The 25506-nt window shown below is 62.2% G+C and carries 17 protein-coding genes; 4 read left to right on the forward strand and 13 right to left on the reverse strand.

The window, feature by feature from the left end; translation table 11 throughout:
• Nucleotides 1–135: 135 nt before the first annotated feature.
• A complete protein-coding gene (locus DDF78_RS02295; protein ID WP_152580034.1) occupies nt 136–1464 on the reverse strand; it encodes an ABC transporter substrate-binding protein in 1329 nt (442 codons plus the stop codon).
• Nucleotides 1465–1904: 440 nt separating this feature from the next.
• On the opposite strand from DDF78_RS02295, the gene DDF78_RS02300 reads away from it, so the two are divergent.
• The gene (locus DDF78_RS02300; RefSeq protein ID WP_152580035.1) at nt 1905–2927 is read left to right on the forward strand and encodes a LacI family DNA-binding transcriptional regulator; all 1023 of its coding nucleotides are present in this window, start codon (nt 1905–1907) and stop codon (nt 2925–2927) included.
• Nucleotides 2928–3022: 95 nt separating this feature from the next.
• On the opposite strand, the gene DDF78_RS11915 is transcribed toward DDF78_RS02300, so the two are convergent.
• The 6 genes from DDF78_RS11915 to DDF78_RS02335 form a co-directional block, all read right to left on the reverse strand.
• Nucleotides 3023–5683 carry an AtzH-like domain-containing protein gene (locus DDF78_RS11915; RefSeq protein ID WP_202613180.1) on the reverse strand — a complete coding sequence of 887 codons (2661 nt, stop codon included), beginning with the start codon at nt 5681–5683 and terminating at the stop codon, nt 3023–3025.
• Between the two features lie 80 nt (nt 5684–5763).
• Nucleotides 5764–7173, reverse strand: coding sequence for an allantoinase AllB (gene allB, locus DDF78_RS02315; protein WP_152580036.1), 1410 nt, complete (start codon nt 7171–7173; stop codon nt 5764–5766).
• A gap of 133 nt (nt 7174–7306) precedes the next feature.
• Entirely contained in the window at nt 7307–8614 is a 1308-nt protein-coding gene (locus DDF78_RS02320; RefSeq protein ID WP_162000652.1) for a Zn-dependent hydrolase, read from the reverse strand.
• 95 nt (nt 8615–8709) lie between these two features.
• Nucleotides 8710–9933 carry a pyridoxal-phosphate-dependent aminotransferase family protein gene (locus tag DDF78_RS02325; RefSeq protein ID WP_152580038.1) on the reverse strand — a complete coding sequence of 408 codons (1224 nt, stop codon included), beginning with the start codon at nt 9931–9933 and terminating at the stop codon, nt 8710–8712.
• Between the two features lie 121 nt (nt 9934–10054).
• On the reverse strand, nt 10055–10789 hold the full coding sequence (locus tag DDF78_RS02330; protein WP_152580039.1) for an aspartate/glutamate racemase family protein: 735 nt from the start codon (nt 10787–10789) through the stop codon (nt 10055–10057).
• Nucleotides 10790–10978: 189 nt separating this feature from the next.
• Nucleotides 10979–12562 (reverse strand): NCS1 family nucleobase:cation symporter-1, encoded by a 1584-nt coding sequence (locus DDF78_RS02335; RefSeq protein WP_152580040.1) that lies wholly within the window; start codon nt 12560–12562, stop codon nt 10979–10981.
• A 190-nt stretch (nt 12563–12752) separates the two neighbouring features.
• Here DDF78_RS02335 and DDF78_RS02340 point away from each other — a divergent pair, with 190 nt between their 5' ends.
• Nucleotides 12753–13859, forward strand: coding sequence for a MurR/RpiR family transcriptional regulator (locus DDF78_RS02340; protein WP_162000653.1), 1107 nt, complete (start codon nt 12753–12755; stop codon nt 13857–13859).
• 588 nt (nt 13860–14447) lie between these two features.
• On the opposite strand, the gene DDF78_RS02345 is transcribed toward DDF78_RS02340, so the two are convergent.
• From DDF78_RS02345 to DDF78_RS02355, 3 genes are read right to left on the reverse strand one after another with little or no spacing between them, the layout of a single operon-like run.
• The gene (locus DDF78_RS02345) at nt 14448–15365 is read right to left on the reverse strand and encodes a carbohydrate ABC transporter permease (RefSeq protein WP_152580042.1); all 918 of its coding nucleotides are present in this window, start codon (nt 15363–15365) and stop codon (nt 14448–14450) included.
• A 57-nt stretch (nt 15366–15422) separates the two neighbouring features.
• On the reverse strand, nt 15423–16376 hold the full coding sequence (locus DDF78_RS02350) for a carbohydrate ABC transporter permease (RefSeq protein ID WP_152580043.1): 954 nt from the start codon (nt 16374–16376) through the stop codon (nt 15423–15425).
• Between the two features lie 24 nt (nt 16377–16400).
• Nucleotides 16401–17744: an ABC transporter substrate-binding protein gene (locus DDF78_RS02355; RefSeq protein WP_152580044.1), complete on the reverse strand. Its 1344-nt coding sequence runs from the start codon at nt 17742–17744 to the stop codon at nt 16401–16403.
• 268 nt (nt 17745–18012) lie between these two features.
• Here DDF78_RS02355 and DDF78_RS02360 point away from each other — a divergent pair, with 268 nt between their 5' ends.
• The gene (locus DDF78_RS02360; protein ID WP_152580045.1) at nt 18013–19233 is read left to right on the forward strand and encodes an ROK family transcriptional regulator; all 1221 of its coding nucleotides are present in this window, start codon (nt 18013–18015) and stop codon (nt 19231–19233) included.
• Here DDF78_RS02360 and DDF78_RS02365 read toward each other — a convergent pair.
• Both DDF78_RS02365 and DDF78_RS02370 read right to left on the reverse strand, forming a co-directional pair.
• Nucleotides 19214–21565: an alpha-galactosidase gene (locus tag DDF78_RS02365; protein WP_419465468.1), complete on the reverse strand. Its 2352-nt coding sequence runs from the start codon at nt 21563–21565 to the stop codon at nt 19214–19216. The genes DDF78_RS02360 and DDF78_RS02365 overlap by 20 nt on opposite strands.
• 163 nt (nt 21566–21728) lie before the next feature.
• Nucleotides 21729–22319, reverse strand: a complete 591-nt coding sequence (locus DDF78_RS02370) for a nucleoside deaminase (RefSeq protein ID WP_237564513.1) — start codon at nt 22317–22319, stop codon at nt 21729–21731.
• 201 nt (nt 22320–22520) lie between these two features.
• Between DDF78_RS02370 and DDF78_RS02375 the strand changes: the two genes are divergently transcribed.
• Entirely contained in the window at nt 22521–24596 is a 2076-nt protein-coding gene (locus tag DDF78_RS02375; RefSeq protein WP_152580046.1) for a cation:proton antiporter, read from the forward strand.
• A 138-nt stretch (nt 24597–24734) separates the two neighbouring features.
• Here the strand turns inward: DDF78_RS02375 and DDF78_RS02380 are convergent, their stop codons facing one another.
• A complete protein-coding gene (locus DDF78_RS02380; protein ID WP_152580047.1) occupies nt 24735–25478 on the reverse strand; it encodes an alpha/beta hydrolase in 744 nt (247 codons plus the stop codon).
• Between the last annotated feature and the right edge of the window lie 28 nt (nt 25479–25506).

The following is a 25506-nucleotide window of genomic DNA, read 5'->3' on the forward strand; positions in this document are numbered from 1 at the left end:
TTTACTTACCCACAAGTTGGCTCACAAGGCAGCAGCAATCCACAGGCACACTCGTAAGCCAACTCATAGGGAAACCGGGCGAGACAGCATGTGTCTCGCCCGACGATACGCATCGGAAAGAAAACCCTCAAAGCCCTAGTTCTGGCTGGTTTCCTTGTCGAACTGCGCTTGGATGGAGTCCACGAACTTGCTCGGGCTCATGCTGCCGTCGATCAGCGATTGGAAGCCGGGGATGATGGCGCTGGCTTGGATGCCGGCGGTCGCGTTGTTGATGTAATCGGTGGTGTTACCCGACTTGACCAACCCCTGATACGCGGTGAGAATCTGGCCGAGCAGCTGGTTGTCGGTCTTGGGCGTCGCGCCGTTGCCGATGGGCGGGTATCCGTTGTCAACCGCGATCTGGCGCGCCGTATCGCTCTGCAGGAAGTTGAGGAATGCTGCAGCGGCGTTCCTGTTCTTGGCGTTGGCCGGGATGCCGAAGGCGCTGATGCCATTGGCTGCGCCCGAACCGGAATCGCTCTTCTCGCCCGGGAAGGATGCCCAGCCGGAATCCTGACCCAGGGCCGTGTTGATGGAATCCGAATACCAGCTGCCGGAGGGGAAGAACAGGGCCTTGCCATCACTGAAGCGGCTCAGCGCCGTGGATCCGTCAAGCGCGAGCGCATCCGAGGAGAAGTAGTGCGCATCCTGCCACTGCTTGATCTTCTCGGCGGCCTTCACTGCGCCTGGGGTCTTGAACGTGGCCCCGTCCTTCTGCATGATCCAGTTCTGAACCTTGTCGCGACCCTCATAGTTCGTGAGCAGGGCCTGGTAGATGAACGAGGTGCCGCCTTCCTTGGCGGGCATCATCATCGCGAGCACACCAGCGTCGGTGGCCTTCTTCATGTCGGCCTCAAGCTCGGCGACAGTATTCGGGGCCTCGGTGATGCCCAGCTGATTGGCAATCTTCTTGTTCCAGTACAGGCCGGTCAAGGAGACGCCACTTGGCACGGCGTACAGGCTGCCGGAGCCGATCTTGCCATTGGAATCGACTCGGTAGGACTCGGTCTGCGCATCGGGCAGCTTCCATCCGTAAGCTTTGGCGTAGGGATCGAGGTTGACCAGGTGCTTGCCGCGCACAGCCGAGTTGATATCGGTGATGCGGGCAATATCCGGGGTATCGGAGGCGGAGATGATGCGCGGGCCGTTCTGCGCCGAGGTGTTGTCAGGGTCGTAGGTGGCCTTGATGGTGATATTCGGGTACTTCTTCTGGAAAGCGGCGATGAGCTGGTCGTCGAACTTCTTGGATCCGGCGCCATCCCAGAGCCTCAGTTCGTACTTGGTGCTGCCCAGATCGGTGCTCACCGGCTCCGACTTGACATTCGCGCTGCTCGACGAACCTGGGCCGCATGCGGCCACCGAGGCCAGGCACGCCACCGCGAGCGCACCTGCCATAACGGTTTTGATGGATTTACTTATCGACATTGATTGTCCTTTCCTTCGCCGGGACTAGGCCCGGCCTGTCTCCTTTGACTCAGACATTGCGTTGCCGCCCTGCATATATGGTGCTGAACGACTTGCGCATATCATGCATAGGCTGCATTTGGCGTTTAGTTTTACTAAGCGCTTATGTAGCATGATAAACGGCATCGAACCGGTTTGTCAAATTCGTGTACCATAGTTGCTTATTCGTTTGTTTTCAAGCATATTTGATTCTCGCAATATTGAAATCGTTTGGAACATACTATTGCGATTTACTCCGCTATTCGCAATATGCATCAGCGCTTATGCTTATATGTGCTGTTCATGCGCCCACGTTGCGAACAGACCGCATATAATCGGCCATGCCATGAAACGGCGCAAAACGGCCATATCATAGCAAAAGACGAGCGATACATAACGGCATATCGGCACGGGGAGCACATATGGCAAGGGCCACCATCGACGACGTAGCAAAAGCCGCCGGCGTATCCACCTTCACTGTCTCCCGCGCGCTGCGCGGCAAGGAGCATGTCGCCGACGCCACGCGGGAAAAAGTGCTCAAAGCGGCCAAGGACCTGAACTATACCGCCTCGAAATCGGCTTCGGCACTGGCCAGCGGGCGCACCAACCGCATCGCGCTGCTGGTGCGCGAGCGCATGGCCGGGTGGTTCATGGGCGAGCTGTTTGACGGCATCTACGATGTGCTCAGCAGCCAACGATACGATCTGACTGTCTATCGCGCCGGCAACGCCGAGGAACGCGCCACGTTCTTCACCAACCTGCCTGCCAACCGCAATGCGGACGCGCTTATCGTCTCGGGCTTCTCCGCCACCGACGAAGAAACCGAAATGCTGTCGACGATGGACATCCCCATCGTCTCGGTCAACTCGCCCTACACCGGCTGGTGCCAGGCCTCGGTCGCCATCGACGACGAAGCTGCGGAAGCGACCATCGTGCGCTATCTGGCGGCCCTAGGCCATCGACGCTTCTGCTACATCAGCCGCATCGATCCACTGATCGGAGCGCAGTGGGGCTTCGATGCCCGTGCGCGCGGCTACAACGATGAAATCGCCTCGCTGGGACTGAAGGACTGCGGCATATTCTTCATCGATCCGCATTCCCTGCGCTCCGTCAAGCACGTCATCGCCGAGCTGCTGGCGCTCCCCGAAGGCCCGACGGCCCTATGCGTGTGGTCGGATTATCATGCGGTCAGCGTGATGCATGAGCTGCACGAAGCTGGCATCCGCATTCCCGATGAGATGTCCGTCTTCGGATTCGACGGCGCCGACATGGCTGCCACTTTCGGGTTGAGCACCATGGCCCAGCCTGCGCGCAATATCGGCCGCCTCGCCGCCCGCAAAGCCTTGGCTCTTATCGCGGGCAAGACTCTGGATGAGCCGCACACTACAGTTCCCGTGACTCTTGAACCGGGATCGACCACCGGGCCGTGGCGAGCGGAAGAATAATGGCCAGGGCTACTGGGGAGGATCGGCCACTGACGAGTCGTCAGTGGCTCTTCTGCTCTAGTTAGCGTCGCCGGTCGCGACCGGCGACGGCTGGCTTAGCGGGCCTCGGCGAGCTGGGCAGCGAAGGCGATCAGGGCGTGGTCGGTGCCTGCGGGGCCGACCACGCATGCGCCGCAGGGCAGACCGTCGGCGGTTTCGCAGGGCACGCTGACGGCTGGCAGACCGCCGACGCCGGCGATGCCGGTCAGTCGCAACGTCTGCGCACGGGCCTGCTCGATGGCGGCGAGGCCGTCCGCGCCGGGGTTGGATAGCGGCGCGACCGAGGAGGACGAGGGAATGAGCAGCGCGCGATTGCCGAGTTCGGCGCGGATGGACGCCCGAGCCTCCTGCAGCCGCTGGCACGCCGCGTCATACTGCCCGGCAGTGATATGCGAGTCGTGCTCGAAGCGGGCCGCGACCTCGGGCGCGAGCGAATCCCAATGCTTCGACACCCATGCGCCATCGATGCGCCACGCCTCGAAGCCGCGCACGGTCGCGAAGATATCAAGCCAATCGTCGAGCAACTGCGGGGTGAACGCAATCGGCGAGGTGGGCAGCGCCTCGCTAGCCGCCGTACGGAATGCGGCAAACGCCGACTGCACATCCGGCTGCACGCACTCATCCAACGCAGGGCACACGACAAGGCTGCCGTCCAACGCCGCCGTGTCGGCATCCGGCATCAGCGCATGGGCTGCGAGCGCCAGGGTCTGCCCGTCGCGGGTGAGCACGCCAACGGTGTCGAAGGACTCGGAAAGCGGGTAGACGCCTTCGCGCGTGACGCGATCATGCGTGGTGCGGATGCCCCACAAGCCTTGGTACGAGGCCGGAATGCGAATCGAACCGGCTGTGTCGGTCCCCAAGCCGATCTCGACCTGCCCGCAGGCGACTGCCGACGCGGGGCCGGAAGTCGACCCGCCGCTGATGCGGCCCTGCGCCCGGGGGTTGGGCGGCGTGCCGTAGTGGACGTTCGCGCCGGCCAAGGAATACGCGAATTCGTCGCTTTGCGCGATGCCCTGCACCGCAGCGCCGGCTTCGAGCAGCCGTTGCAACGCCGGCGCATTGGCCGATTCGATTGGCGCTTCGGCCAGATAGTCCGGATTGCCCGCGCCGATGGCGAAACCGCGCACGGCGAAGAGGTCCTTGACCGCAACGCGCATGCCTTGCAAGGGGCTGGCGACTACGGAACTGGAAGTCGTATCGTCCTTGGAGACTGCAGGCGGCACAAGCGGCGCGCCGACCACGCGCCAGATGCGTGCGTCAATCGCCGGGGCCGGATAGGTCAAGTGCGCGTCCACGATGCGCCAACGGCCGCTGATGCGCTGCCATAGCTGGGTCTGATTGACGACACCGCCCGCGTCCTTGCGGAATTCGGACACCACGCCTGCCGCATCCTTGCCCAGCATGCGCGAGACGCGCCGGGTCAGCGTGCGCGAGGGAGCGCCACCGCGCTTAGAGCGGAAGGCCGTGATGGCGTCATGCCCAGCGAGCATGCCCGACGAGTCGGTGCGCACCACGGGGACGCCATCAGGATCCCGCGCGAAGAGTTCGCTCATGGTCGCCACATCGTCGCTCATCAGCGCCGATTCGTACGCTTCCAGCGCGTCCTGCAGCGAATGGTCCGCGAATTTCGCGAGGAAGGCCATGGCTTTCTCGTAGCCGGTACTGCGTTTGAACAGCGAGGTGTCGATAAGCCCGTGCGCTCCGGCGACGAGATCCACCGCCTGGGTCACGTCGAAGTCCACTGCCGCAGACAGCAGCAGATAGGCCTGATGCTCCGGGACCGCGAACAAGTGGGAGATAATTTCAATCGCATTGCGCACGCTTTCGCGCAGCGCCACATCGATATCCGCATCCATGCCCATCGGGATGATCCGGCCATGTGCATAAGCAAAGGGCTTCTCGTTATCGCCGAACAGCTCGCGTCGCTCGGCGGCCGACACCACGTCGATATGCAGTTCGGCCCGCAGCGAGGCTTCCAGCGCAGTCAGGGCGACTTCGCCGTTGCCCTGGGCAAAATGCGGGTCGCCGATGTACAGCCCCGCGCCTTCGATCTGCACGGGCAGGAAGAGCGTCGCCCCTTCGGTCAGCTCGTTGAGATCAATGTTGCCGCCGTATTCGGCCGGCGGAATCGAATTGGGCCGCTCATCCGAATCGACTGTCACGCCCATGATGCCAAGGAATGGCCGCATCGGGAAGGAAGTCTTCCCGCCGTTGTCGAGCGCGAATTCGGCGCGGTCGCCGTTCGCCCGGCAGAACTGCCCGTAATTGCCGTCAAAGCCCTCCACATTGGCGAGCACGCCGCGCGCATGACGTGTGGAAATCACGCCATAGGGCACGCGCCTGTCCAGCCGGGAGACACTTACGGCAAGCAAATCGCCCGGGTGGGCGCCAGGCACTTCGATCGGGCCGGTCACCACATGCGGGCCGTCGTGGACCGCATCGCGCTGATTCGCCGCGACAATCGCCACCGCGTCATCGAGGACCTCATCGCGCGAGACGCCGCAACCGCCGAAATAGCGCACCGGATCGCTGCCCTGATCAGGCAGCAGCCCTTCGTGGCTCACGGTGTCGATGACGATGTCGCCGCCCGGCGCAACGCTGCCGATGAAGGCATCATGCCGCGCAGGCAGCCGCCCCCACAGCACATGCTCCGGCACAGAGCTGATGTAGTTCGCGCCTTGCGGTACGTCTGTTGAGGGTTGCAGTATCCGCGTCATGCCTTGCTTCCTATCCGTGTGCCATGTGGTGTTGTTTCAGTTCGCCGTCGGCACGATTCTGCCCACATGCGGCGGCCAAGCTACGGCCGAGTGATGAGATTGCTCGGCCTGGCGGCAGGTTCGACCCCGCCGATCAGCACGCGCTCCACTATACCGTCGAGCGTCGCCCCGTCGAAGGCACTTATCGGATTGCGGCTGAGCAACTCGCTCGCGTGCACGGTGAAGCTCTCGTCGGGGCGCAGCACCACCAAGTCGGCGCGCTTGCCCGGCGCAATCTCGCCACGGTCATTCAGGCCAACAAATTGCGCGCTGCTGGTGCTCATCCACCGCACCACATCCGACAGCGTGAAGCCGCGCCGCTTCGCCTCGGTCAGCACCGCGCGGAAGCCGACCTGCAGGCTCGAAACACCGCCCCACGCCGTAGCCAGCGGACCGGCCTTCATCTGCGCGGTCGTCGGGGAATGGTCGGTCACCACGATGTCGAGCACGCCGTCCGCGAGCCCTTGCCACAGCTGATCCTGCTCGTGCTTGTCGCGAATCGGCGGGCAGCATTTGAACGCCGTGTCGCCGTCGGGAATATGGTCGCAGTCCAAGGTCAGGTAATGCGGGCAGGTTTCGGCGCTCAGCGGCAGCCCTCTCTTCTTAGCGTCCGCGATAACGCCGACCGTCTGGCCGCTGGATACATGCAGAATATGCGTGCGGCAGCCGGTTTCGGCCACGAGCTTCGCAATCTGCGCGACGGCATCGGCCTCGCTCGACCCAGGCCGCGAATCCACGAAACTGCGGTAGGTCTGGTCGATATGGCCGGCGTGGGCCGTCAGCTCGTCGGGGTCTTCGGAATGAATGATCAGCGTGCCGCCGAAGGACTTGATCTCCTCCATCACGGTGCGCACCTGGTCGTAGCGCAATGAGCCGTACTCGTCGACGCCGCTGGGCGAGAGGAAGCATTTGAAGCCGAACACGCCCGCATCCCAGAGCGGCTTCAGGTGGCCGATATTGCTGGAATCCACGCCGCCCCAGAAGCCCAGCTCGGTGTAGGCCTTGTTGCGCGCGGCATCGAGCTTGATGTTCAGCGCCTCGACGGTCATCGTGGGCGGGTTGCTGTTGAGCGGCATATCGATAACCGTCGTCACGCCGCCGGCCGCAGCCGCCCGCGTGGCGTAGTCGAAGCCCTCCCATTCGGTGCGGCCCGGCTCGTTGATATGCACATGCGTGTCCACGATGCCGGGAATCAGCACCGCTTCGTCAGCCAGATCGGTGGTCTGCGCAGCGGACGCGGCGGCAGAAACGGCAGCGGTCTCCTGCGGATCGTCCCAGACCTTGGCGATGAAACCGTCTTGTACTGCCACCGCACGGGGCGCTATCGAGCCCTGCGCGAGCACGCGACCACGGATGATCAGATCGTAGCTTTCCGGAGAGGCGCTGCCTGAGGCCGTTGCGCTGCCGGAACCTGAGGTACTCTGTGGTGAAAAACTCTGTGATGAATTCATCGTATTCCTCCATTGCTTGACACTGATTGTGCTTGATGCTGATTACGTGGTGTCGGCGTGTGTCGGCAGGGATGTTGGGCAGCTATGCGGCTATTGAGCGGCTGTTGCGATTGAGCAGCTATCGGCTATTCCTTTATTCCTTGGCATCCTGCGCGCGGGCCACGGCCAGCACCGCACGGGAGAAGGCATCGGTGCCGTACGCGACATCATCGAGGCGCACCGATTCGCCCGGATTATGGCTGATACCGCCCTTGCAGCGCACGTAGAGCATGGCGATGGGCAGCAGCTCGCCGACGGCCATGCCGTCATGCCCCGGGTAGCTGATGAGCCCGAACGCCTCCTTCTGCTCCGCCTCTACGATGCCCTGCTCGATGCAGCCACGCAGGAATTCGTCGCAGATCATCGCATCGGCGGTGTGGATGCACCGCTTGCTGTAGCTCACGCCGCGCTTGGCGGCGACCTCGTCGAAGGCCTGCCATATGCGCCCGTAGACCTCGTCGCGCAGCTCGTTGGTACCCGCGCGCAGATCCAGGGTGAAGGTGGCGTTGGACGCGATTACGTTGACCCCGCCCGGCAGCGTGGACAGACCGCCCACGTTGGCCCGCGTCCCGGCGGTCTGGCTGATGCGGTCGATGGCTTCGATCATTTCGGCGGCGGCGGTGAGCGCGTCCTTGCGCAGGTCGTAGGGCGTGGCGATATGCCGCGATTCGCCGTCGACGCTGACCACATAGCGCGAGGCGGCGGCGATGGAGCTCACCGAGGAGAGCGCACGGTCGCGCTGCTCGAGAATCGGCCCCTGCTCGATATGGAATTCGAGATAGCCAACCGCCTGCTCGCGCGTATACGCCGCGTCGCGCACCTTGCTCGGGTCGAGCCCGAACGAGGTGAAGGCCTCGCTCATGCTCATGCCGTTCTTGTCACGCAGTTGCAGCCATTCGTCCTTCCACTTTCCAGCGAGTGCATAGGAGCCCAGCAGCGTGGCGCCGTAACGCACGCCTTCCTCATCGCCAAAGGCGACGACGTCCAGAGAGAAGGGCAGCTTGGCGGTCTCGCCGCTGGCGATGAGCTGCTTGGCGACGGCAAGCCCGGTGATCACGCCGAGGATGCCATCGTATTTGCCGGCGTCCGGCACGGTATCCAAATGCGAGCCCAGAATCAGCGCGGGCAGGCCGGGCGTGCGGCCCTCGACGTGGCCGATGAGATTGCCGGCTGGATCGCGGTGCACGGTCAGGCCCGCGCTGCGCATCCACTCGCCGACCAGCGTGTAGACCTGGTCCATCTCGGGCGAGAGATAGGTGCGCTCGATGCCGCCTTCCATATCGCTGAATTCCGCCAGCTTGTCGCAGCGCTCCATGATCTCCTGCGCGGCGTCAAGCGCCCACGGCGCGAAGACCGGCTGTGCGTCCGGCGCTACAGCGTCTTGCGATGTTGCTTCATTCATATTCATTCCTGGCTTTCTTTCATGCCCGTTGCCTGTTTGCCAAATGCCTTGTCCCCGCCTTGTTCACCAAGCTGCACAGTCTACCGAGCTGCGTTTCATGCTCCGTAAACCGCCAGCGCAGCCTCGATGCCCTTCTCCGTATTCACCGCCACGCCTTGGCGTTCCAGCACGGAGCCGAGCGCCGCCGCCGCAGTGAGCACCGCGTCCTTGCGGGCATTGGCTCCCATCACGCCGATGCGCCAGATGGTGCCCTTGAGCGGGCCGAAGGACGACGCGATCTCCACGCCGAAGTCGCCCAGCAGTTGCCCACGCACTGCCACATCATCCGCGCCAGCGGGAATCTTCACGCCGATGACGTCATTCATGCGGTTGGCCTGGTCGCCGTACAGCGACAGTCCCATACCCTGCACCGCCGCAGCCATGGCCGCGCCATTGAGCCGATGCCGCTCGATGACGGCGTCAACGCCCTCTTCGACCACGAGGCGGCAGGCCTCGTGCACGGCGTAGAGCATATGCGTGGCTTCGGTGTGGTGGTTGAGGTGACGCGGACCCCAGTAATCGAAGATCTGCGGCAGATCGAAGTAGTTGCTGTGGATGCGCGAGCCGCTGATCTCATCCTGGGAATCGGCGACGCCCGCCTCGATGCTTTTGCGCTGCTCCATCACGGCCACTGCGCGCTCGGACACGGTTATCGGCGCCATGCCGGAGGGGCCGCCGAAGCACTTCTGCATGCCGGTGGTCACGATATCGATGCCCCATTCGTCGGCGCGCAGGTCGTTGCCGAGCAGGGCGGCCGTGGAGTCGGTGTACAGCAGCGCGCCGTTGCGGTGGCATATCTCGCCCAGACCTTCAAGCGGCTGGCGCATCGTCGTGGAGGTGTCGCCGTGGACGGTCGCCACCAGCTTCGGCTTGACGCTTTCGATGGCCTGCGTGATCTCCTCGATGGAGAACACCTCGCCCCAGGGCTTTTCAATGGCGTGCACATCCGCGCCGCAACGCTCCGCGATCTCCTTGAGCAGCAGGCCGAAACGCCCCGCACAGCACACCAGCACCGGGTCGCCCGGTGCCAGCACGGAGACGAAGGCCGCTTCGATGGCCGAGCGCGATGTGCCGTCAACCACCATCGTCTGCTTATTCTCGGTCTTGAAAATCGTGCGCAGCATTTCCTGCACCTCGCCCATAACCTTGAACATGTAGGGATCGAACTGCCCGACCGTCGGCTTGGACATGGCCTGCAGCACGCGCGGGTCGACATTCACCGGCCCCGGTGCCATCAGGAGGCGGTGCGGCGGGTTCAGCGGCGCTATGGTGTGCGACATGGAATACTCCTTTTCGGCTCGGGCGGCGCACACAGACTGATACTGCCTGCGTCAGACCCGGCTTATTGCTTCGTTATGAAATCTTTCTTTCTAAAGTTACCTCATAGAAATTAAAATTTCACTACGATACCGAGAAGCTTTCCAATAGACCATCAACCTGCTTGGGAAGCGGAGCGGCGAATTCGCCGGTTTTGCAGGTGCCGACACCTATGCGCACAAGGCTTTCGGCGAAGGCCGCGCCTGCCGCCACGCCGTCCACGACTGGCACGCCAAGACGGTCGCTGAGCCGCGCGCACATCTTGGCCATGCCCGCGCAGCCAAGCACAATCGCGTCGGCATGCGTGCTTTCCAGCACGTCAAGGCATTCGGCTTCCAGCGCGCGGTAGGAGCCTTCCTCGTCGCTTTCGAGGCCGAGCACCGGCACCTCGCAGGCGCGATAGGCCACGCATTGGCGCTCAAAGCCATATTCCAGCACCAAGTCTCGTGCGCGGCCGAGCGTGCGGCCCAAGGTGGTGACGATGGCGAAGGAGCGCCCGGCGAAGCTTGCGGCGTGGAATGCCGCCTGCGCGATGCCGATCACCGGACCGGTAGCCAGCTCGCGCGCCGCCATCAGCCCCGGGTCGCCGAAGCATGCGAGCACATAGGCATCGACGCCGTCAACCTCCCCTTTGCGCACCTCGTCGATCACGCCGACAGAGGCCAGCGCCTCGTCATAATGGCCTTCGATCGACACCGGGCCCATGCTCGGGCTCACGGCCTCGATGATCGTTTCTTCGCTCACGGCGGCGCGGGCCGCCTCGCCGATGGAACGCGTCATCGAAAGCGTAGTGTTGGGGTTGATGACCTTGATCTTCACGATTCGTCTCCTTGTGAACGCTGCTGTCTGAACGGCGCTGCTTGAACGGCACTATTTAAACAGCACTGCTTAAACGGCGACGTTTGCATGCCGCTGCTTAAATATTTACATATCGGCGTGCGGTGCGTGCAGCGTGATTGCCACGCCGTACGCACCGCAAACAGCTTATGCTCTTGCAGACTTTACTGCCTAGTCCGCGATGGCGCCGTCGTACACGCCCGGCTCGCTGGCCTCAAGATGCGGCATCTGCGGGCGGTAGCGTTCCAGCAACACGAAGGCCAGATAGCCCAGGCCCGCGCCGATGAACCAGCTGTAGTTCGACAGTTGCGTGATGTCGACTATGCCCAGCTGCTTGAGCGGCGTCGGCAGGATGGCGCTGGCGATGCCGGGGATGCCTGCCAGGACCAGGGCCAGCCAGGCGTTCGGGTTGAAGCCGTTGCGGTACCAGTAGTGACCGGTCGGGTTCAGCGTGAACATGTCGTCAAGCAGCACACGCTGCTTGGAGACCACGAAGTAGCCGGCGATGAGGATGCCGAAGAGCGGGCCGATCAGCGAACCGAGCAGATCCAGCGTGTAGTGGATCGCCTGGTCGTTGGCGTACCAGTTCCACGGCGTGATGATGACCGAGCCGACGGCGGCGATCATGCCGCCCATGCGCCAGCTGATCTTCTGCGGGTTGACGTGCGAGAAGTCGAAGGCCGGCGAGACGAAGTTCGCCACGATGTTGATGCCGACCGTCGCAGTCACGAAGGTCAGGCCGCCCAGCAGCACCGCGAAGGGCGTGCCGATATGCTCGACCGTCTTGATCGGGTCGGTTATGAGCTCGCCGAACACCGGGACGGTGGCGGAGGCGCAGACGACGGTGAGCAGCGAGAAGACGAGGAAGTTCACCGGCAGGCCCCAGAAGTTGCCCTTCTTGACGCTTTTGTAGGTGGTCGCATAGCGCGAGAAATCACCGAAGTTGAGCATCGGGCCGGCGAAGTACGACACGACGAGCGCTACGGCGGTAATCATGACCGGGATGGACTTGCCGAAGCTCAGCGGCGCGCCGGACGAGAGGTTGAGGTTGATATGGCTCGGGCCGCCGGCCTTGACAACGAGGTAGATGGCGAGGATGAACATCACGGCGTAGACGAGCGGACCCGCCCAGTCGATGAAGCTGCGGATCGTGTCCATGCCGCGCCAGAAGACGGCGGCCTGCGCGACCCAGAGTATCCCGTAGGAGATCCAGCCCAGCGCCGAAAGACCGAGGAAGGAGTAGTCAGTGGCCAGCGCATGCGAGGCCGGGATGAACTTCAGGAAGATGATGTCCAGCGATTCGGAGGCCAGGAAGGTCTGCACGCCGTACCAGGCCACGGCGATGATGCCGCGGATGACCGCCGGGATGTTGGCGCCCTTGACGCCGAAGACGAAGCGCGTGGTAACCGGGAAGGGGACGCCCAGGCGTTGGCTCGGCTTGGCGACCAGGTTCACGAGCAGCTGCACGATCACGATGCCGACGATCAAGGAGATGAGCACCTGCCAGCTCGCGATGCCGAGCGCGAACAGGCTTCCTGCGGTCACATAGCCGCCCACGGAGTGCACATCGGACATCCAGAACGCGAAGATGTTGTACCATGACCAGCTCTGCTTCTTCAGCGGGGCGAGGTCGGCGTTCGCCAGCCGCTCGTCGTAGGAGTCCTTGATGATTACCGCGTTGTCATTCTCCTTCGGTGCGGGCGTTTTGCCGCCTCCTGACACCGCTTCTATTCCCTCTGCTGTGCTTGCTGTCATGTCGCTCTCCTTGTCGATTGCCCGAACCGATGCGATATGACGTTTGCCGAGCTGCCGCCCGGAATGCACACCATTGCGACGCATCGGAATATCGTCTTGCTGACGACTTCATGACGGCCTCATAATGTGAAATGTTTGTTTCAGAAGTGCTATGTTGAAATTACTTTTTCGCTACCAAACGATGAACGGCATGTTTCGTCGTACATTTGCCTGTGTCTTTGCCGCCGCGCCGCGCTTCCCCAATTTCTCCCGCTACTATGGTGAAAGCCGAGTCAAAAGCCAGTCAGCACAGCGGGAGTCCATTATGAATGTCGTCGAACGCATCCGACAGTCTCACGATTCGCTCACCACCACGGAGCAAGAGGCCGCGGACTTCATTCTGGGGCACCTCACCGATGCGCTGATATCCAATTCGGCCGAGCTTTCGCAGCTCAGCGGCGTCTCGCAGCCGACGCTCAGCAGGCTTTTTCGCAAACTAGGCTACAAGAACGCCCGGGAATTCCGGCGCGATGTGCGCCGCTACCACCAGCCCGGCGCACCTGAAGTCGCCTCGCCCGACTCGACGTCGGGCAACTTCGCGCACGATCTGCTCGAACGCGACACCACAAGCCTCAGCCGCACCTACAACCGGATATCGGACGGCCAGATCGCCACGCTTGCCGCGCGTATTCTGGATGCCCGAACGGTGGCGATTCTCGGCCTGCGCAACAACTACCCCATGGCACTGCATCTGCGCGAGCAGCTCATCCAATCGCGTTCGAACGTGATGATGCTGCCGCAGCCAGGGCAGAGCCTGTCCGAGGAAATCGTGGATCTGGGCGGGCGGGATCTGGCGATTCTCTTCGGCGTGCGGCGGCGCACCCCGATTTTCGCCACGATTGCGGCGGAATTGCACAGGCAGGGCGTGCCGATAATCATGGTGGGCGACTCCACGCTGCGCCGCACCGCACAGTCATGCGATGCGACATTCCTGGAAGCCGACGTCAGCGTCCATATCCTTACCAGCTTCACCGCAGCATTCAGCCTCGTCGCACTGCTCGCCGATGCGGTTGCGACGCGCGCGCAGCTGGCGGGGCATGGCGAAGTTGGAAGGGTTGCGGGACTTGGGGAGATTGAGGAGACTGAGAAGCTTAGGGGATTTGAAGGAATTGAGGGGCTTGGCGATGGGCTGCCGGCCGAGAGTATCGAGCAGGCTGGGGAAACTGGCGACGCTGCGGCTGCCGAAGGACGAATCGAGCGCATCAACCGCGGCTTCGCGCAACTCGACGAGCTCGAACGCGGCGCGCTGCGGCGGTAGGTGTGGCGCGGCGTAGCGGTTTGACGGGCGGGGCGGCCTATGTGGCTTGACCGGCTGGCTCGGCTGGGGAGCCTGTGCTCTGTCGCCCCGCTCGTTCACGTCTAGATCCCCCAAACGTCACAACGCCCGCAGTTTCTTGGGCCTTGTACGGGACTTGTGACGTTTCAGGGCGTTCAAACGACGCAATTCCCGCACAAGCCTCGTAATCATGCGGGGGTTGTGATGATTGAACGCCAAAAAACGTCACAAGCCCCGCAGCGCACTCGTGATACTGCGGGGGTTGTGACGTTTATAAGGTGAGCCGATGTGATGCGATGTAGTCTTTTACTTCACTGCGTCCTGCAATTCGATGGTGCTGGGCACCGTCCTTCGCAGCCTTAAGGTCGCTCACCTCGCCTACGCGCAGTCCAGTGAACTGCGCGATTCACAGCTCAGCAGTGCTGTTCGCTTAACGGCTCGGCACTGCGCTGTCCTTTACTTTACCGCGTCCTGCAATTATTGACCCGCCTTTGGCGGGGCTCAATATTACCGAGCGGCCCTTAGTGGGCCGCTCGGCGCAGTGAAATGAACAGCCCACAGGGCTGTTCACTATTTCACTGCGCCACTCATTACTCCACTGATGACCCACTTTTGGGCGAAGACGTAGACGATGAGAACCGGGGCCATGGCCATGAGGTAGCTGGCGAAGGCCATTGGGTAGTTCGAGGTGAACTGGTTCTGGAAGCCGTACTGGGCCAGGGGCAAGGTCTGGGCGCTGCGGTCGGTGAGGATGATCAGGGGCAGCAGGAAGTCGTTCCAGGCCCACAGCGCGGTCAGAATCGCGATGGTGGCGTTGATCGGTCCCATCAGCGGGAAGATGATCTTCCAGAAGATGCTCCATGTGCTGGCACCGTCGATGCGCGCGGCTTCCTCAAGCGACTCGGGAATCGAGCGGATGAAGCCGATGGCGATGAACAGGTTCGAGCCGACGCCCAGAATCATGTACAACAGGAACAGCCCAACCAAGTTATCCAGATGAAGCGCGCCCATCTGCTTGGCGATCGGCAGCATAATCACCGTGAAGGGCACGAACATCATGGCTAGGAAGAAGTAGTACAGGAAGCGGAAGAAACGCTTGTCCATGTTCCGCGCAACCGCGTACGCCACGAAGGTGTTGGTCAGCAGCGTCAGCACCACCGACACCACGGTGATGATCGCGGAGTTCAGCGCGGCCTTGGGGTAGTTGACCTGCGTCCACGCGTCGGCGAAGTTATGCCATTGCCAGCTCGTGGGCAAGCCGAAGGTGCCGGCTTCGGCCGGGGTCTTCAGCGCGGTGACGACGGTGAAATACAGCGGCACCAGAATCGTCAGCGACAGCACCGCGACCACGGCGGTGAGCCACCAGTTGACCTTGTGGTCCTTCCTGAATTGCCCCGTCGTGCCCTGCGGCGTTGCAGTCGGTGCCGTCGCAACGGGCGACGACGCACCCTGCGATTGCGAAATATTCAAACTTGCTGCATTGCTCATTTGTTCATGCTCCTTAATGTCTTATCGGCTGTCTCGGTATCCGACCGGCCAATCACGTCAGACCTTTTCCTCGCTGCCGAAGAAGTGCAGCTGCACGAAGGCGAGGACGGCCAGCACGATGAAGAAGATGACTGCGTTCGCCATCTGATACGAGTACTCGCCATTGCCCAGGCCGTTGGTGAAGATAAGGTAGGAGACGGATTCAGTCTTGGAATCCGGCCCGCCGCCCGTCAACGCGACAATCTGATCGAAGATGCCGAGCGAGTTCTTGAGGCTCAGCACCATGTTGATCGTCACGAACGGCCCGATTAGCGGGAAGGTGATCTTCCAGAAGCGTTGCCAGGTGTTTACGCCGTCGATGGATGCTGCCTCGTACAGCTCGGCGTCGATGGTCTGCAGCCCGGCCAAGTAGATCAGCGTGGTGTAGGCGACGCCCTGCCAGATCGACAGGAACACAATCGGGAACCACGCCAGCTGCGGGTTCGTCAGCATCGATATGGACAGCCACGAGATGTGCAGCGCCTGCCCGAGCGTGGGAATCGGCACCATGAAGAGGTATTTGAATACGTAGCCAATGACCAGCATCGCCAGCGTGAAGGGTATGAAGAAGATGGCGCGGAAGCCGTTCTTGAAGGCGATCTTGCCGTTGAGCAGCACCGAAAGCAGCAGCGCAAGCAGATTCGTGCCGACGGTAATGAGGATGGCAACGACAATCGTGAACAGGTAAGCGTTGATCACGCGGCTGTCCGAGAACATGGCACCATAGTTCTTGAAGCCAATCCACTTGTATTCGCCGTAGCCTTGCGAATTGGTGAAGGAGTAGGCGGCGCCTTGGATGAACGGCCAGTACAGGAAGGCCACCACCAGTAGCGCTGCCGGAACCGTCATCCAGTAATAGGCCTTGTCGACCTTGCGTTTGGAGAATTGGCTGACCTTTTTGGGTTTGCCGTGCGGTTGGGCTGATTGCACGCTGGTTGCTTGTGCACTAGCCGCTTGTGTTGTGTGCTGCATGATGTCTTTGTCCTTCTTCCCGTCTCAGCGGAAGTTCCGCGCTTGCGCCTTGTCGTACTCGGCCTGCATGCTCTTGGTGAACTGATCGACATTGCCGGTCTGCACCAGTGTCGTCATGAAGCCTGCGATGTTGATGCTCGGCGGCACGTAATGGTCACAGAAGTCGGTCAGTCTCGATTCCTCGAAGAACGGCACCACACCTTGCAGCGCCTTATCGCCGACGTAAGTCTCCTTAAGCGGGGTGAACGCCGACTGGGCCCTGGCATAGTCTTCCAATCGCTCGCGCGACATCAGGAAGTCGATGAATTCGCGGGCCTCCTTGGGATGCTTGGTGTTGGCCCCCATAGTCAGCATCACGTCATCGCCGGCCGTGAGCTTCTGCTCCTTGGGGTTGTTGGTGGCGGGCATCTGCGCAAAACGGATATCTATATTCTTATTGATCAGGCGAACCTGCGGGATGGCGTAGGTGCCTAGCGGAAGCACTGCGGCCTTGCCGTTGGCGAAGTCCTGCGTGGCCTGCTGATAGGTGATGCCCGGATTCGCCTGCACATAGTTCTGGTAGATTTCGACCAGCTTTTGGGCTGTCGGTGTCCACAGCTCGGAGAAAGTAGTCTTGCCCGCTTTGAGCCTCGCGTATTCGCTTTCCGGCACCAGCGTCGAACTTAGCGAGGCCAGCGGGGCCTGCAGCGTCCACGGGTCGCCGTAGCTGGCCGCGACCGGCGTGATGCCCTTTTGCTTGAAGGTCTTGAGGGCATTGATGAACCCGTCATATGTGGTCGGCGGGTTGTCTGGATCGAGACCTGCCTTGCGCCACAGCTGCGCATTGATGATGTAGCCGCTGGCGTTGCCGGCGAAGGGCAAACCATACAGGCGCTTATGAGACGGGTCGTCCGTCTGGACCAGATTCTTGGCGATTTTCACCATGCCGGGGTTAAGCGTGCCAACAACCGGGTCGTCGGTGAAATCGTGGAACACGCCAGCCTCGGCGAGCATGCCGTAGTTGATGTCGCCGTTGATGGTGATGACGTCCGGCGTCCGGTTCTTCACCAGACGCGTGCGCAGATCGGTCACGGCATTCGGCGAATTGTTCACGTTGACCCGGATGCCGGGGTGCATTTGCTCGAAATCGCGAGCGGCTTTGGTGAACCAGTCACTTGCCTCGAATTTATACTGGAAGAAATCCAGCGTGACCTCTGACGCACTCGAAGTCCCGCATGCCGCCAGTCCTGCAGCGCAGACGCCGATGGCGAGCACGCAGGACGCAGCCTTGGTCAGTATCCGGTGCAGCGGGCCGCGAACCCTTCGAGTTTCTCGGGTTCCTTGTTGCTTGTGCGGTTGCTTGTGCGTCCGGTGAGAATCCGTGTCCATACATAGACTCCTTTGCTCTTTCGGCCACCGCTTCCTCGCCGTGGCCCTAAGTAGCTCTCAACCGTAGCCGCCGCGCGTTTTCATTCCCAGTCTCCGCGAGCCTTGCAAAACCGGCAAATAAAGCGAGCTCTTGGACTGCACAGCCGGCCGAACATCATGCGTTGCATCATGCCATATATGACGCAGCCACGACGCTTTGATGGCGGAAATCCAAAGTTTCGACTATTTTATTGCTTAAGTAAAGAAAATACATGGTGAGGGGAATAGCATGGTCGCAACGCATCCGATACCGCAATGGTTCACCGGTTCGCAATACACCTACCGCGTGGCCGCGAGCATCCTGAAATACGGGCCCGTGGCGCGCACCACACTGGCCGAGCGGCTCGGGCTTTCGCAAGGGGCACTCTCGCGCATCACCAGCGACCTGATTCATGAGGGAGTCATTGCGGAGCTGCCGTCTGCGACAACGCTTGGCGAAAACTCCGCTGCAAGCCTCACGCTGGATCGCGGCAGGGAGCGTCGACGCGGAAGGCCGCAGACGGCACTGGTGGTACGCACCGATGCCAAAACCTTCATCGGCATCAAAGTGCATACGAATTCGGCGATTGCCACGGCGGTGAACGCGCACAGCCGTGTCATTATCGAACGTCATGAACGCAGCTTCACTGATCAAAACCCGGCGTCCGTGGTCGACTGTCTGGCCGAGCTGGTGGACGAATGCTCACAGGATTTTGCGGCGCAAGGGCTTGCCGCGCCGACCGCAGTAGGCATCGCTCTGGCTGGCCATGTGCAGGGCGATGCTACCGTGACATTCTCGCCATTCCTGCATTGGGAGAAGCCTGTCGACCTCGCGGCCATGGTCACCGCAGCAACCGGGCTGCCGGCCGGCGTATTCAACGACATCGACTCGCTGCTCGTGGACTCCAGCTGGTTCGGTTCGGGCGTGGGCATGAACGTCTTCGCCATCATCACCATGGGCGTAGGCGTGGGCTATTCGTTGGCGGTGCACGGCAGCCCGGTGGACTATCCAGACAAAGACTACGGGCTGGCCGGGCACATTCCAATCGACCCGGATGGGCCTCGGTGCAGCGCCGGGCATGTGGGGTGCGCGCAGTGCCTGACGACTGACTCGATTGCGCAGGAGTATTCGTTGATGGTCGGTCATGAAGCACGCTTCGACGACTTCGCACGCGACGCTCGCGCCGGGACTTCCCTTGCCACACGCCTGGTCAGCCGCACCTGTTTCCGGCTGGGCACGCTTATCGCCATCGTTGCGAATCTTGCCATGCCCAGCACGATCATAGTCGCCGGAGAGACGGCGTTCATTGCCCAGCTCGGCACCGACTCAGTGCGCGACGGCATCAACCACTACCGCCACAGCCAATGCGCGCCCGTGCGCTTCGACATCATGGACCACGACTGGCAACTCTGGGCGAAGGCCGCCGCGTCCCAGGTCATCGTGCGGCACATCAGTCCAGTGGACTGCTGAGCACCTTAGCTTCGAACAAGACGGCCTGCGCCGGATGCAGCGAGGGCACGTGTAGGCCGTAAGTCTGCAAGGTCCGCCCGTCGAGCGCGATGCCTTCGGCATTCCACCAGCCGCTTGGGCTTTGCGCGTTTGTGATATCGCTGCCGAGGTCTCGGTTTACAGCCAACGGCCGCACGCGGTACACGGCGTCCGGGTCCAAGCCGGGCAGACGTACCGGCGCGGCAGGATAGGTGCCCGAGGTGGTGCGCTGCGTGAAGCGATAGACCACTCTCGACCCGTCAGTGCTCACCACGCCGTCCAGCTGCACAGCTGGGTCAAGGCAATCGCCGTGAACGACCAAGCCGGAGGCGAAATCGGCGCGATGCTCCTTGAATGCCTTCACCCACGCTGCGAGTTCGGCAAGCGATTGCGCTGATTGCTTCAGTAGATTCCACTCGATGCCCATATGCCCGAAGAACGCCATTGCCATGCGCAATTCCTGACTCGTGGCGCGCATCGTGGAATGTGCTGGGCTGGCTCCCACATGCTCGCCCATCATCTCGGGTGGCACCAGCAGCGAGGTGTAGCGCTGAATCGTGGCGCGCTCCACCGGGTCGACACAGTCGGAAACCCACACCCGGCTGGCGAATTCGAGGATGCCGAGGTCGATGCGCCCACCGCCGGATGCGCAACTTTCGATTTCCAAGCCCGGATGCTTTTGCCGAAGCGCACGGAATATCTCATACACGGCTAGGGTCTGCGCATGCACCATCGGCCGACCGCTGCGCGGCGACACCGCCTCGGTGACGAGCTTGTTATGGTCCCATTTGATGTAGTCGATACCCAGCCCGCCAACCAGCGCGTCCATGCAGCCGAGGATGTAACCGCGCGCCTCCGGATTGCTCAGATCGATGACCTGCTGCGAGCGCCCCTGCATCGGCAGACGGTTCGGCGTGGGCTTCGCGATCCAATCGGGGTGGGCGCCGGCCACGTCGGAATCGGGGCTTATCATCTCAGGCTCGAACCACAGGCCGAATTCCATGCCCAGCGCATGCACATAGTCCGCGAGCGCCTTGAGGCTTTTGCTCCCTTCGGGCCAGACCTGCGGCGAAATCTGCCAATCGCCCAAGGCCGTGGTGTCGTCACGGCGACTGCCGAACCAGCCGTCATCAACCACGAAGCGCTCCACGCCGGATTGTTTGGCCTTGTCCGCGAGCGCCTTCAGGGTATCGAAATCATGGTTGAAATACACGGCTTCCCAAGTGTTCAGTATCACCGGGCGCGGCTTGGCCGCCAGCTCCGGATGCTGCGAGCGGAGCTGTGCGTGGAAGCGCTGGGCGATCTCGTTGAGTCCATCGCCGTACGCGCCGTAGAGCCAGGGGGTGATGTAGGAATCGGAGTCGGGCTCTGCACCGGTGCCACCTGACACGTCGGAATCTGCACGATTGGAGGAATCGGCTGCATCGGCATCGGCATCGGCAAAATTGGCGATGCCGCCATTCTGCGCGTCGCTCTCAAATTGGCCTTGCAATACGATTTCCCCGCCGAGCAGCACTTCGCCGCCGCTGATCTGGCCTTGCGTGTAGGCGTTGCGCTCGGCCGCCAGCACGCTGTTGCCACTCCACGCCGTGTGCACCGCGTATGCCTCGCCGCGCTCGAAACCGAAGCCGGGCACGCCGATGGTCATCAGCAGTGACGCATCGAAATCGGGCCGGCCAGTCATGGAGACGCGCTCGATGCGCTCCTGCTGCAGCATCTGGCGCTGCGGATGGCGTTCGCGCAGGTGATGTCCGCTCGTGGTCAGCAGTTCAAGCGCACCCGCAGGCACGCCGAAGCCGAGCTCCACCTTGTCGACGGCCAACTCGCCCACGCCGGTGTTGCGAACTTCGGCCCGCTGCCGCACCAAGCCGCTGGCCGTCAGCTCGCAAGTCCATGTCAGCGCGACCCCCTGCCCCTCGTCGGCAGCGTCCACCGTGAACGTCGCCGCGTCGCCATCCTCAATGCGCACATCGGTGACCGCGAACTTGCAGAACAGCTCTATGCCTCCGCGCCGCACGACGAACCGTGTGGCCCCGGTCCAGCTTTCGGCCTGCGTCGGCAGCACGCTCGGCCATTGTGTTTCGTCCAACGCACCAGAAACCCGCTGTGGCTGCAATGCATCGACCATACTCAGCACGGCTCGCGGATGCGCTAACGGCCGCCCCCAATGCACGACACGCGGCAGCTCATGATCAATCAGCGCGAGCGCGAAAGCAACTCCCGTCTTCGGCTGGGCCATATATATGGCCTTCACCGCTCGCCCATCGGCCGCAACACCGGTAATCACCTGCATCGCGGAATCATTCGTTGGCATTGGCGTTGAGTTTGGAGTTGGGATCATGGAGGTTAAGGTCATCGGACTTCCCTTCATCGCTGAACATGTGCGCAAGCACGGAGCTGTTATGGCCTCCATGCTAAATGGCCAACGCTTTCTTTCCACCTTCAGCGTGTTACCTGCCAAGAACAAGAAATTAGCTCTAGAGCCTGCGCGTGCGGAAGAAATCGCGCAGCAGCGCTGTGCACGCTTCCTCCTCCACGCCGCCGATGACCTCTGGGTGAGAGCCGACATGCGGATCGCGCGGGATGTCCCACACCGACCCGCAGGCTCCGAGCTTCGCGTCCCATGCGCCAAAGACGATGCGGCCCACATGCGCCTGCAATGCCGCCCCGGCGCACATGGGACACGGCTCAAGCGTGACCACCAGCGTGCATTCGGCGAGATTCCAAGGCGCGTGGCGTTCATTCGGTGCTGACTCATTCGACACCGGGTCATTCAACACAGGCTCAGCCAGTATCGGCGCACGGGATGCTATGGACGTCAGGGATCCATCGGCACTCTGCTGCCCACGCAACGCCTGCGCTGCGGCTCTCATCGCCTCTACTTCGGCATGCGCCAGCGGATCTCCAGCATTCTCGCGTCGATTGCGCCCCTGCCCAAGAATCCGCCCATCGGCATCCAATACGAGCGCGCCGACCGGCACCTCCCCCTCATCTGCGGCCTGACGCGCCAATTGCAGCGCCTCACGCATCGCCTGCCCGTAGCTGCGCCTCATGCCGTCATGTCCCATACGGTCAGTCTAAACGCCGGCCGATATTCTGGCATCTTGGTTCTCGCAACTCACCAAGCAGCCCGACGACAACTCGCTCCAACCCGCCACAGACACCGACCGCGAAGCAAGCCGACACCCAACGGTTACGCCCTGCGATGGAACGCCGATACATACGCACCCTATAATGGCCTAGGGAACGGGCCCACAGGGAGAGAAGATATGGACGCATTCACGCTGATTCTGTACGTCGTCGGCGCTGTCGTGCTCTCATCTTTCCTCAGTCGCTTCATCCCGCGTATCTCCACCCCGCTGGTGCAGATCGCGCTGGGCGCGCTTATGGCGCAACTGCCGTTCTTCCCGAATATCGCGCTTGATCCGGACTTGTTCATGGTGCTGTTCATCGCGCCGCTGCTGTACTTGGAAGCCCACGAAATCGATAAGTCCGCACTGCTGAAGACGCTGAATCTTTCGCTCTCGCTCGCCATCGGGCTGGCACTCATGACGATGGTGACCATCGGATTCGTGCTGCACACGATGTGGCCGGTCATTCCACTGGCGGCGGCGTTCGCGCTCGGCGCGGCGCTCGGGCCGACCGACGCGGTGGCCGTCTCCTCGATCAGCAGCGAAGCCTCGCTCACCAACCGCCAGCGCAGCGTGCTCGAAGGCGAATCGCTGTTCAACGATGCCTCGGGCGTCGTCGGCTTCCAGTTCTCGATCCTCGCCGCAGTGACCGGGTCGTTCTCGTTGGCGCACGCCACCGGAGAGTTCCTGATCTCCTTCATCGGCGGCACCTTCTTCGGCCTCCTGCTCGGCGTGCTCGCCAATTGGCTGTTCGAAACCCTGCGATCGGTCGGCTGGGAAACCACGACCACGAGAATCCTCATGGAGATTTTCCTGCCCTTCCTGATCTACCTCGGGGCCGACGATATAGCGCATGTCTCGGGCGTGCTCGCCGTCGTCGCAGCCGGGCTGGTCATCCACTTCGACCGCACCGGCGTGGGGCCGAACGTGGCCAGAACCAACATCGTCTCGGGCAGCGTATGGTCCGTGCTCTCCTTCAGCCTCAACGGCGCGGTGTTCATCCTGCTCGGCTTCCAGCTGCCCAAGGCGCTGAGCACCAGTTGGACGCATCACGCGGTCAGCCACGCCATGCTTATCGAGATTATTGTGCTGGCCTGCCTGGTGGTCATCGGGCTGCGATTCGCGTGGGTGAGCCTCGTGGCCTGGCTCAGCAAGGACCAGGAGACCGGGCTGCGCCGCACGATGACCGCGAACCGCTGGCGCTCCGCCGCAGTGATGACCTTCGGCGGCCCCAAAGGCACGATCACGCTATCGTTGATGTTCACGATCCCCTACGTCATCAGCTCCGGCGCGGCCTTCCCGCTGCGCGACGAACTGATTTTCGTCTCCTCCGGCGTCATCATCACCACGCTGGTGCTGGCGAATTTCATGCTGCCGCTGCTCGCACCGAATCGCGGCGACGACGAGTCAACCGAAATGATGGAAATCACCATCGAAGCTGTCCGGCGCACCGTCGAAGAGCTCACCAAACGCGTCACCCCGGAGAATCGGCGCGCCGTGCTGCAGGTCATTGATTCCTATACCAAGCGCATCAGCCGCTTGAAGCAGCGCATCGGGCAGGGCGACCCGCGCAAGATGGAGCAGTTGCAGGTCGCCGCGCTGCACTGGGAGAAGGACTATATCGTAGAGCAGCTTGACAAGGCGAAAGCCGGCACGCAGGGCGATCCGCACGAGCGGGAGCTGCGCATCGAAGCCTGCGAGCGCATGCTCGACCAGATCATGAACTCGCTGCGTCACGTCTCCACAGACCACCCTTCGGGCAGAACCGTCTCGCAGATTCGCGGCAGGATCCGCGCCATGCAGCGCCGCGCGCTGATTCTCACACGCCGTGTCAACGCCAAAATACGCCGCACCACCCCGCTGGTAAGCGAGAACGAAGTGCACATCCATATGCGCGACCTGCAGCTCAACGCCCTCGAATACGTGATCGACCATTTGTATGACGAAATGGGCCAGAACCCGGACGACACCGAATATTGTTCGGCGCTCATCCTTGATTACCGTCGTGCGGAGGCCGCTCTGCGCGCCCGCCCCAGCGTCGCCGTCAGCACGAAGCTGCTGACCCAGATCGACGAAGCCAAGCACGAAAGCTACGCCATCGAACTCGGCATCATCCGCGACATGGTCGAATCCGGCGAAGTGTCCCGCGCCCAGGCCAAGCATCTGCGCAGGAATGTGTATGTGATGCAGGTAGATGCTGACAGCGAACTGTAAGTTCGCTGTCAGCATCTACCTGCATCCTTCGCAGCCTTAGCGGCTGCTCACCTCGCCTACGGACAACGCACAGCGTTGTCCGCTTAACGGCTCGGCAGGTTGACGCGGATAGCGAGCTGTAGCTCACAGCCGTGTGGCCTACAGCACACCGGAGGAGATGTTGTTGAGGAGGAGCCATTGGCGGATGTCGCTGAACTCCTCAAGGCCTACGGAGTGATCGAGGCCGTGATAGCTTTTGGAGGTGAGCCAAGTGTGCTCTTCCAGCCAGGCCGCGAACGCATGGGACTCGTATTTGGGAATCACTGTGTCGTTGGCGCCGAAGCCGTAGAACACCGGAGTCTCGTGCTCGGCGAGACGCTCATCATCTGGAAGCGCGCCGGGGGCCAGAAAGCCGGACAGCGTAATCGCCGCGCGGTAGCGTTCGGGATGCACGCGCAGCACCTGCACTGCCAGCACGCCGCCCTGCGAAAACCCGATAGGCACCACGTCGCGCCCGTCGGGAATGTTGGCCGCAACCCACTCGTCGATTGCCGTCGCCGCAGCGAAAGCATCAAGGTCAAGATCCTCACCAGTCGGCACGCAGTCATGGAACCAGCTGTAAGCCCCCGCCGAAAAACCGTAACGCCCGTTGCCCGCCGCCTCAAGCTCCAACGGCGCGCGCAGCGACGCATAGTCGTTATATGGCGCGACATAGCGCATCATGTCGGCGAGGTCCTCCTCATTGGAGCCCCACCCGTGCAAGCACAGGAACAGCGGCCGATTCGGCGCGGTATTGCCCCCACCGCGCGAGAACCGCGCCTGCGTCACCTGCACCGGGTCACCGAACCTTCCGGGCACCACACTGGATTCGCGACCAACCGATTTACGCTCTTGAGCTGCCATACCCACAATATACGTCAGCATCGCGGCA

It is taken from the genome of Bifidobacterium tibiigranuli, from assembly GCF_009371885.1.
Taxonomy (GTDB): Bacteria; Actinomycetota; Actinomycetes; order Actinomycetales; family Bifidobacteriaceae; genus Bifidobacterium; species Bifidobacterium tibiigranuli.

Coding starts and splice junctions, on each gene's coding strand:
- DDF78_RS02340 (WP_162000653.1), top strand. CDS start 12,753: ATGTTTCGTCGTACATTTGCCTGTGTCTTTGCCGCCGCGCCGCGCTTC.
- DDF78_RS02360 (WP_152580045.1), top strand. CDS start 18,013: ATGGTCGCAACGCATCCGATACCGCAATGGTTCACCGGTTCGCAATAC.
- DDF78_RS02345 (WP_152580042.1), bottom strand. CDS start 15,365: ATGAGCAATGCAGCAAGTTTGAATATTTCGCAATCGCAGGGTGCGTCG.
- DDF78_RS02300 (WP_152580035.1), top strand. CDS start 1,905: ATGGCAAGGGCCACCATCGACGACGTAGCAAAAGCCGCCGGCGTATCC.
- DDF78_RS02380 (WP_152580047.1), bottom strand. CDS start 25,478: ATGGCAGCTCAAGAGCGTAAATCGGTTGGTCGCGAATCCAGTGTGGTG.
- DDF78_RS02295 (WP_152580034.1), bottom strand. CDS start 1,464: ATGTCGATAAGTAAATCCATCAAAACCGTTATGGCAGGTGCGCTCGCG.
- allB (WP_152580036.1), bottom strand. CDS start 7,173: ATGAATTCATCACAGAGTTTTTCACCACAGAGTACCTCAGGTTCCGGC.
- DDF78_RS02325 (WP_152580038.1), bottom strand. CDS start 9,933: ATGTCGCACACCATAGCGCCGCTGAACCCGCCGCACCGCCTCCTGATG.
- DDF78_RS02335 (WP_152580040.1), bottom strand. CDS start 12,562: ATGACAGCAAGCACAGCAGAGGGAATAGAAGCGGTGTCAGGAGGCGGC.
- DDF78_RS02370 (WP_237564513.1), bottom strand. CDS start 22,319: ATGGGACATGACGGCATGAGGCGCAGCTACGGGCAGGCGATGCGTGAG.
- DDF78_RS02375 (WP_152580046.1), top strand. CDS start 22,521: ATGGACGCATTCACGCTGATTCTGTACGTCGTCGGCGCTGTCGTGCTC.
- DDF78_RS02350 (WP_152580043.1), bottom strand. CDS start 16,376: ATGCAGCACACAACACAAGCGGCTAGTGCACAAGCAACCAGCGTGCAA.
- DDF78_RS02365 (WP_419465468.1), bottom strand. CDS start 21,565: ATGCCAACGAATGATTCCGCGATGCAGGTGATTACCGGTGTTGCGGCC.
- DDF78_RS11915 (WP_202613180.1), bottom strand. CDS start 5,683: ATGACGCGGATACTGCAACCCTCAACAGACGTACCGCAAGGCGCGAAC.
- DDF78_RS02320 (WP_162000652.1), bottom strand. CDS start 8,614: ATGAATGAAGCAACATCGCAAGACGCTGTAGCGCCGGACGCACAGCCG.
- DDF78_RS02355 (WP_152580044.1), bottom strand. CDS start 17,744: ATGGACACGGATTCTCACCGGACGCACAAGCAACCGCACAAGCAACAA.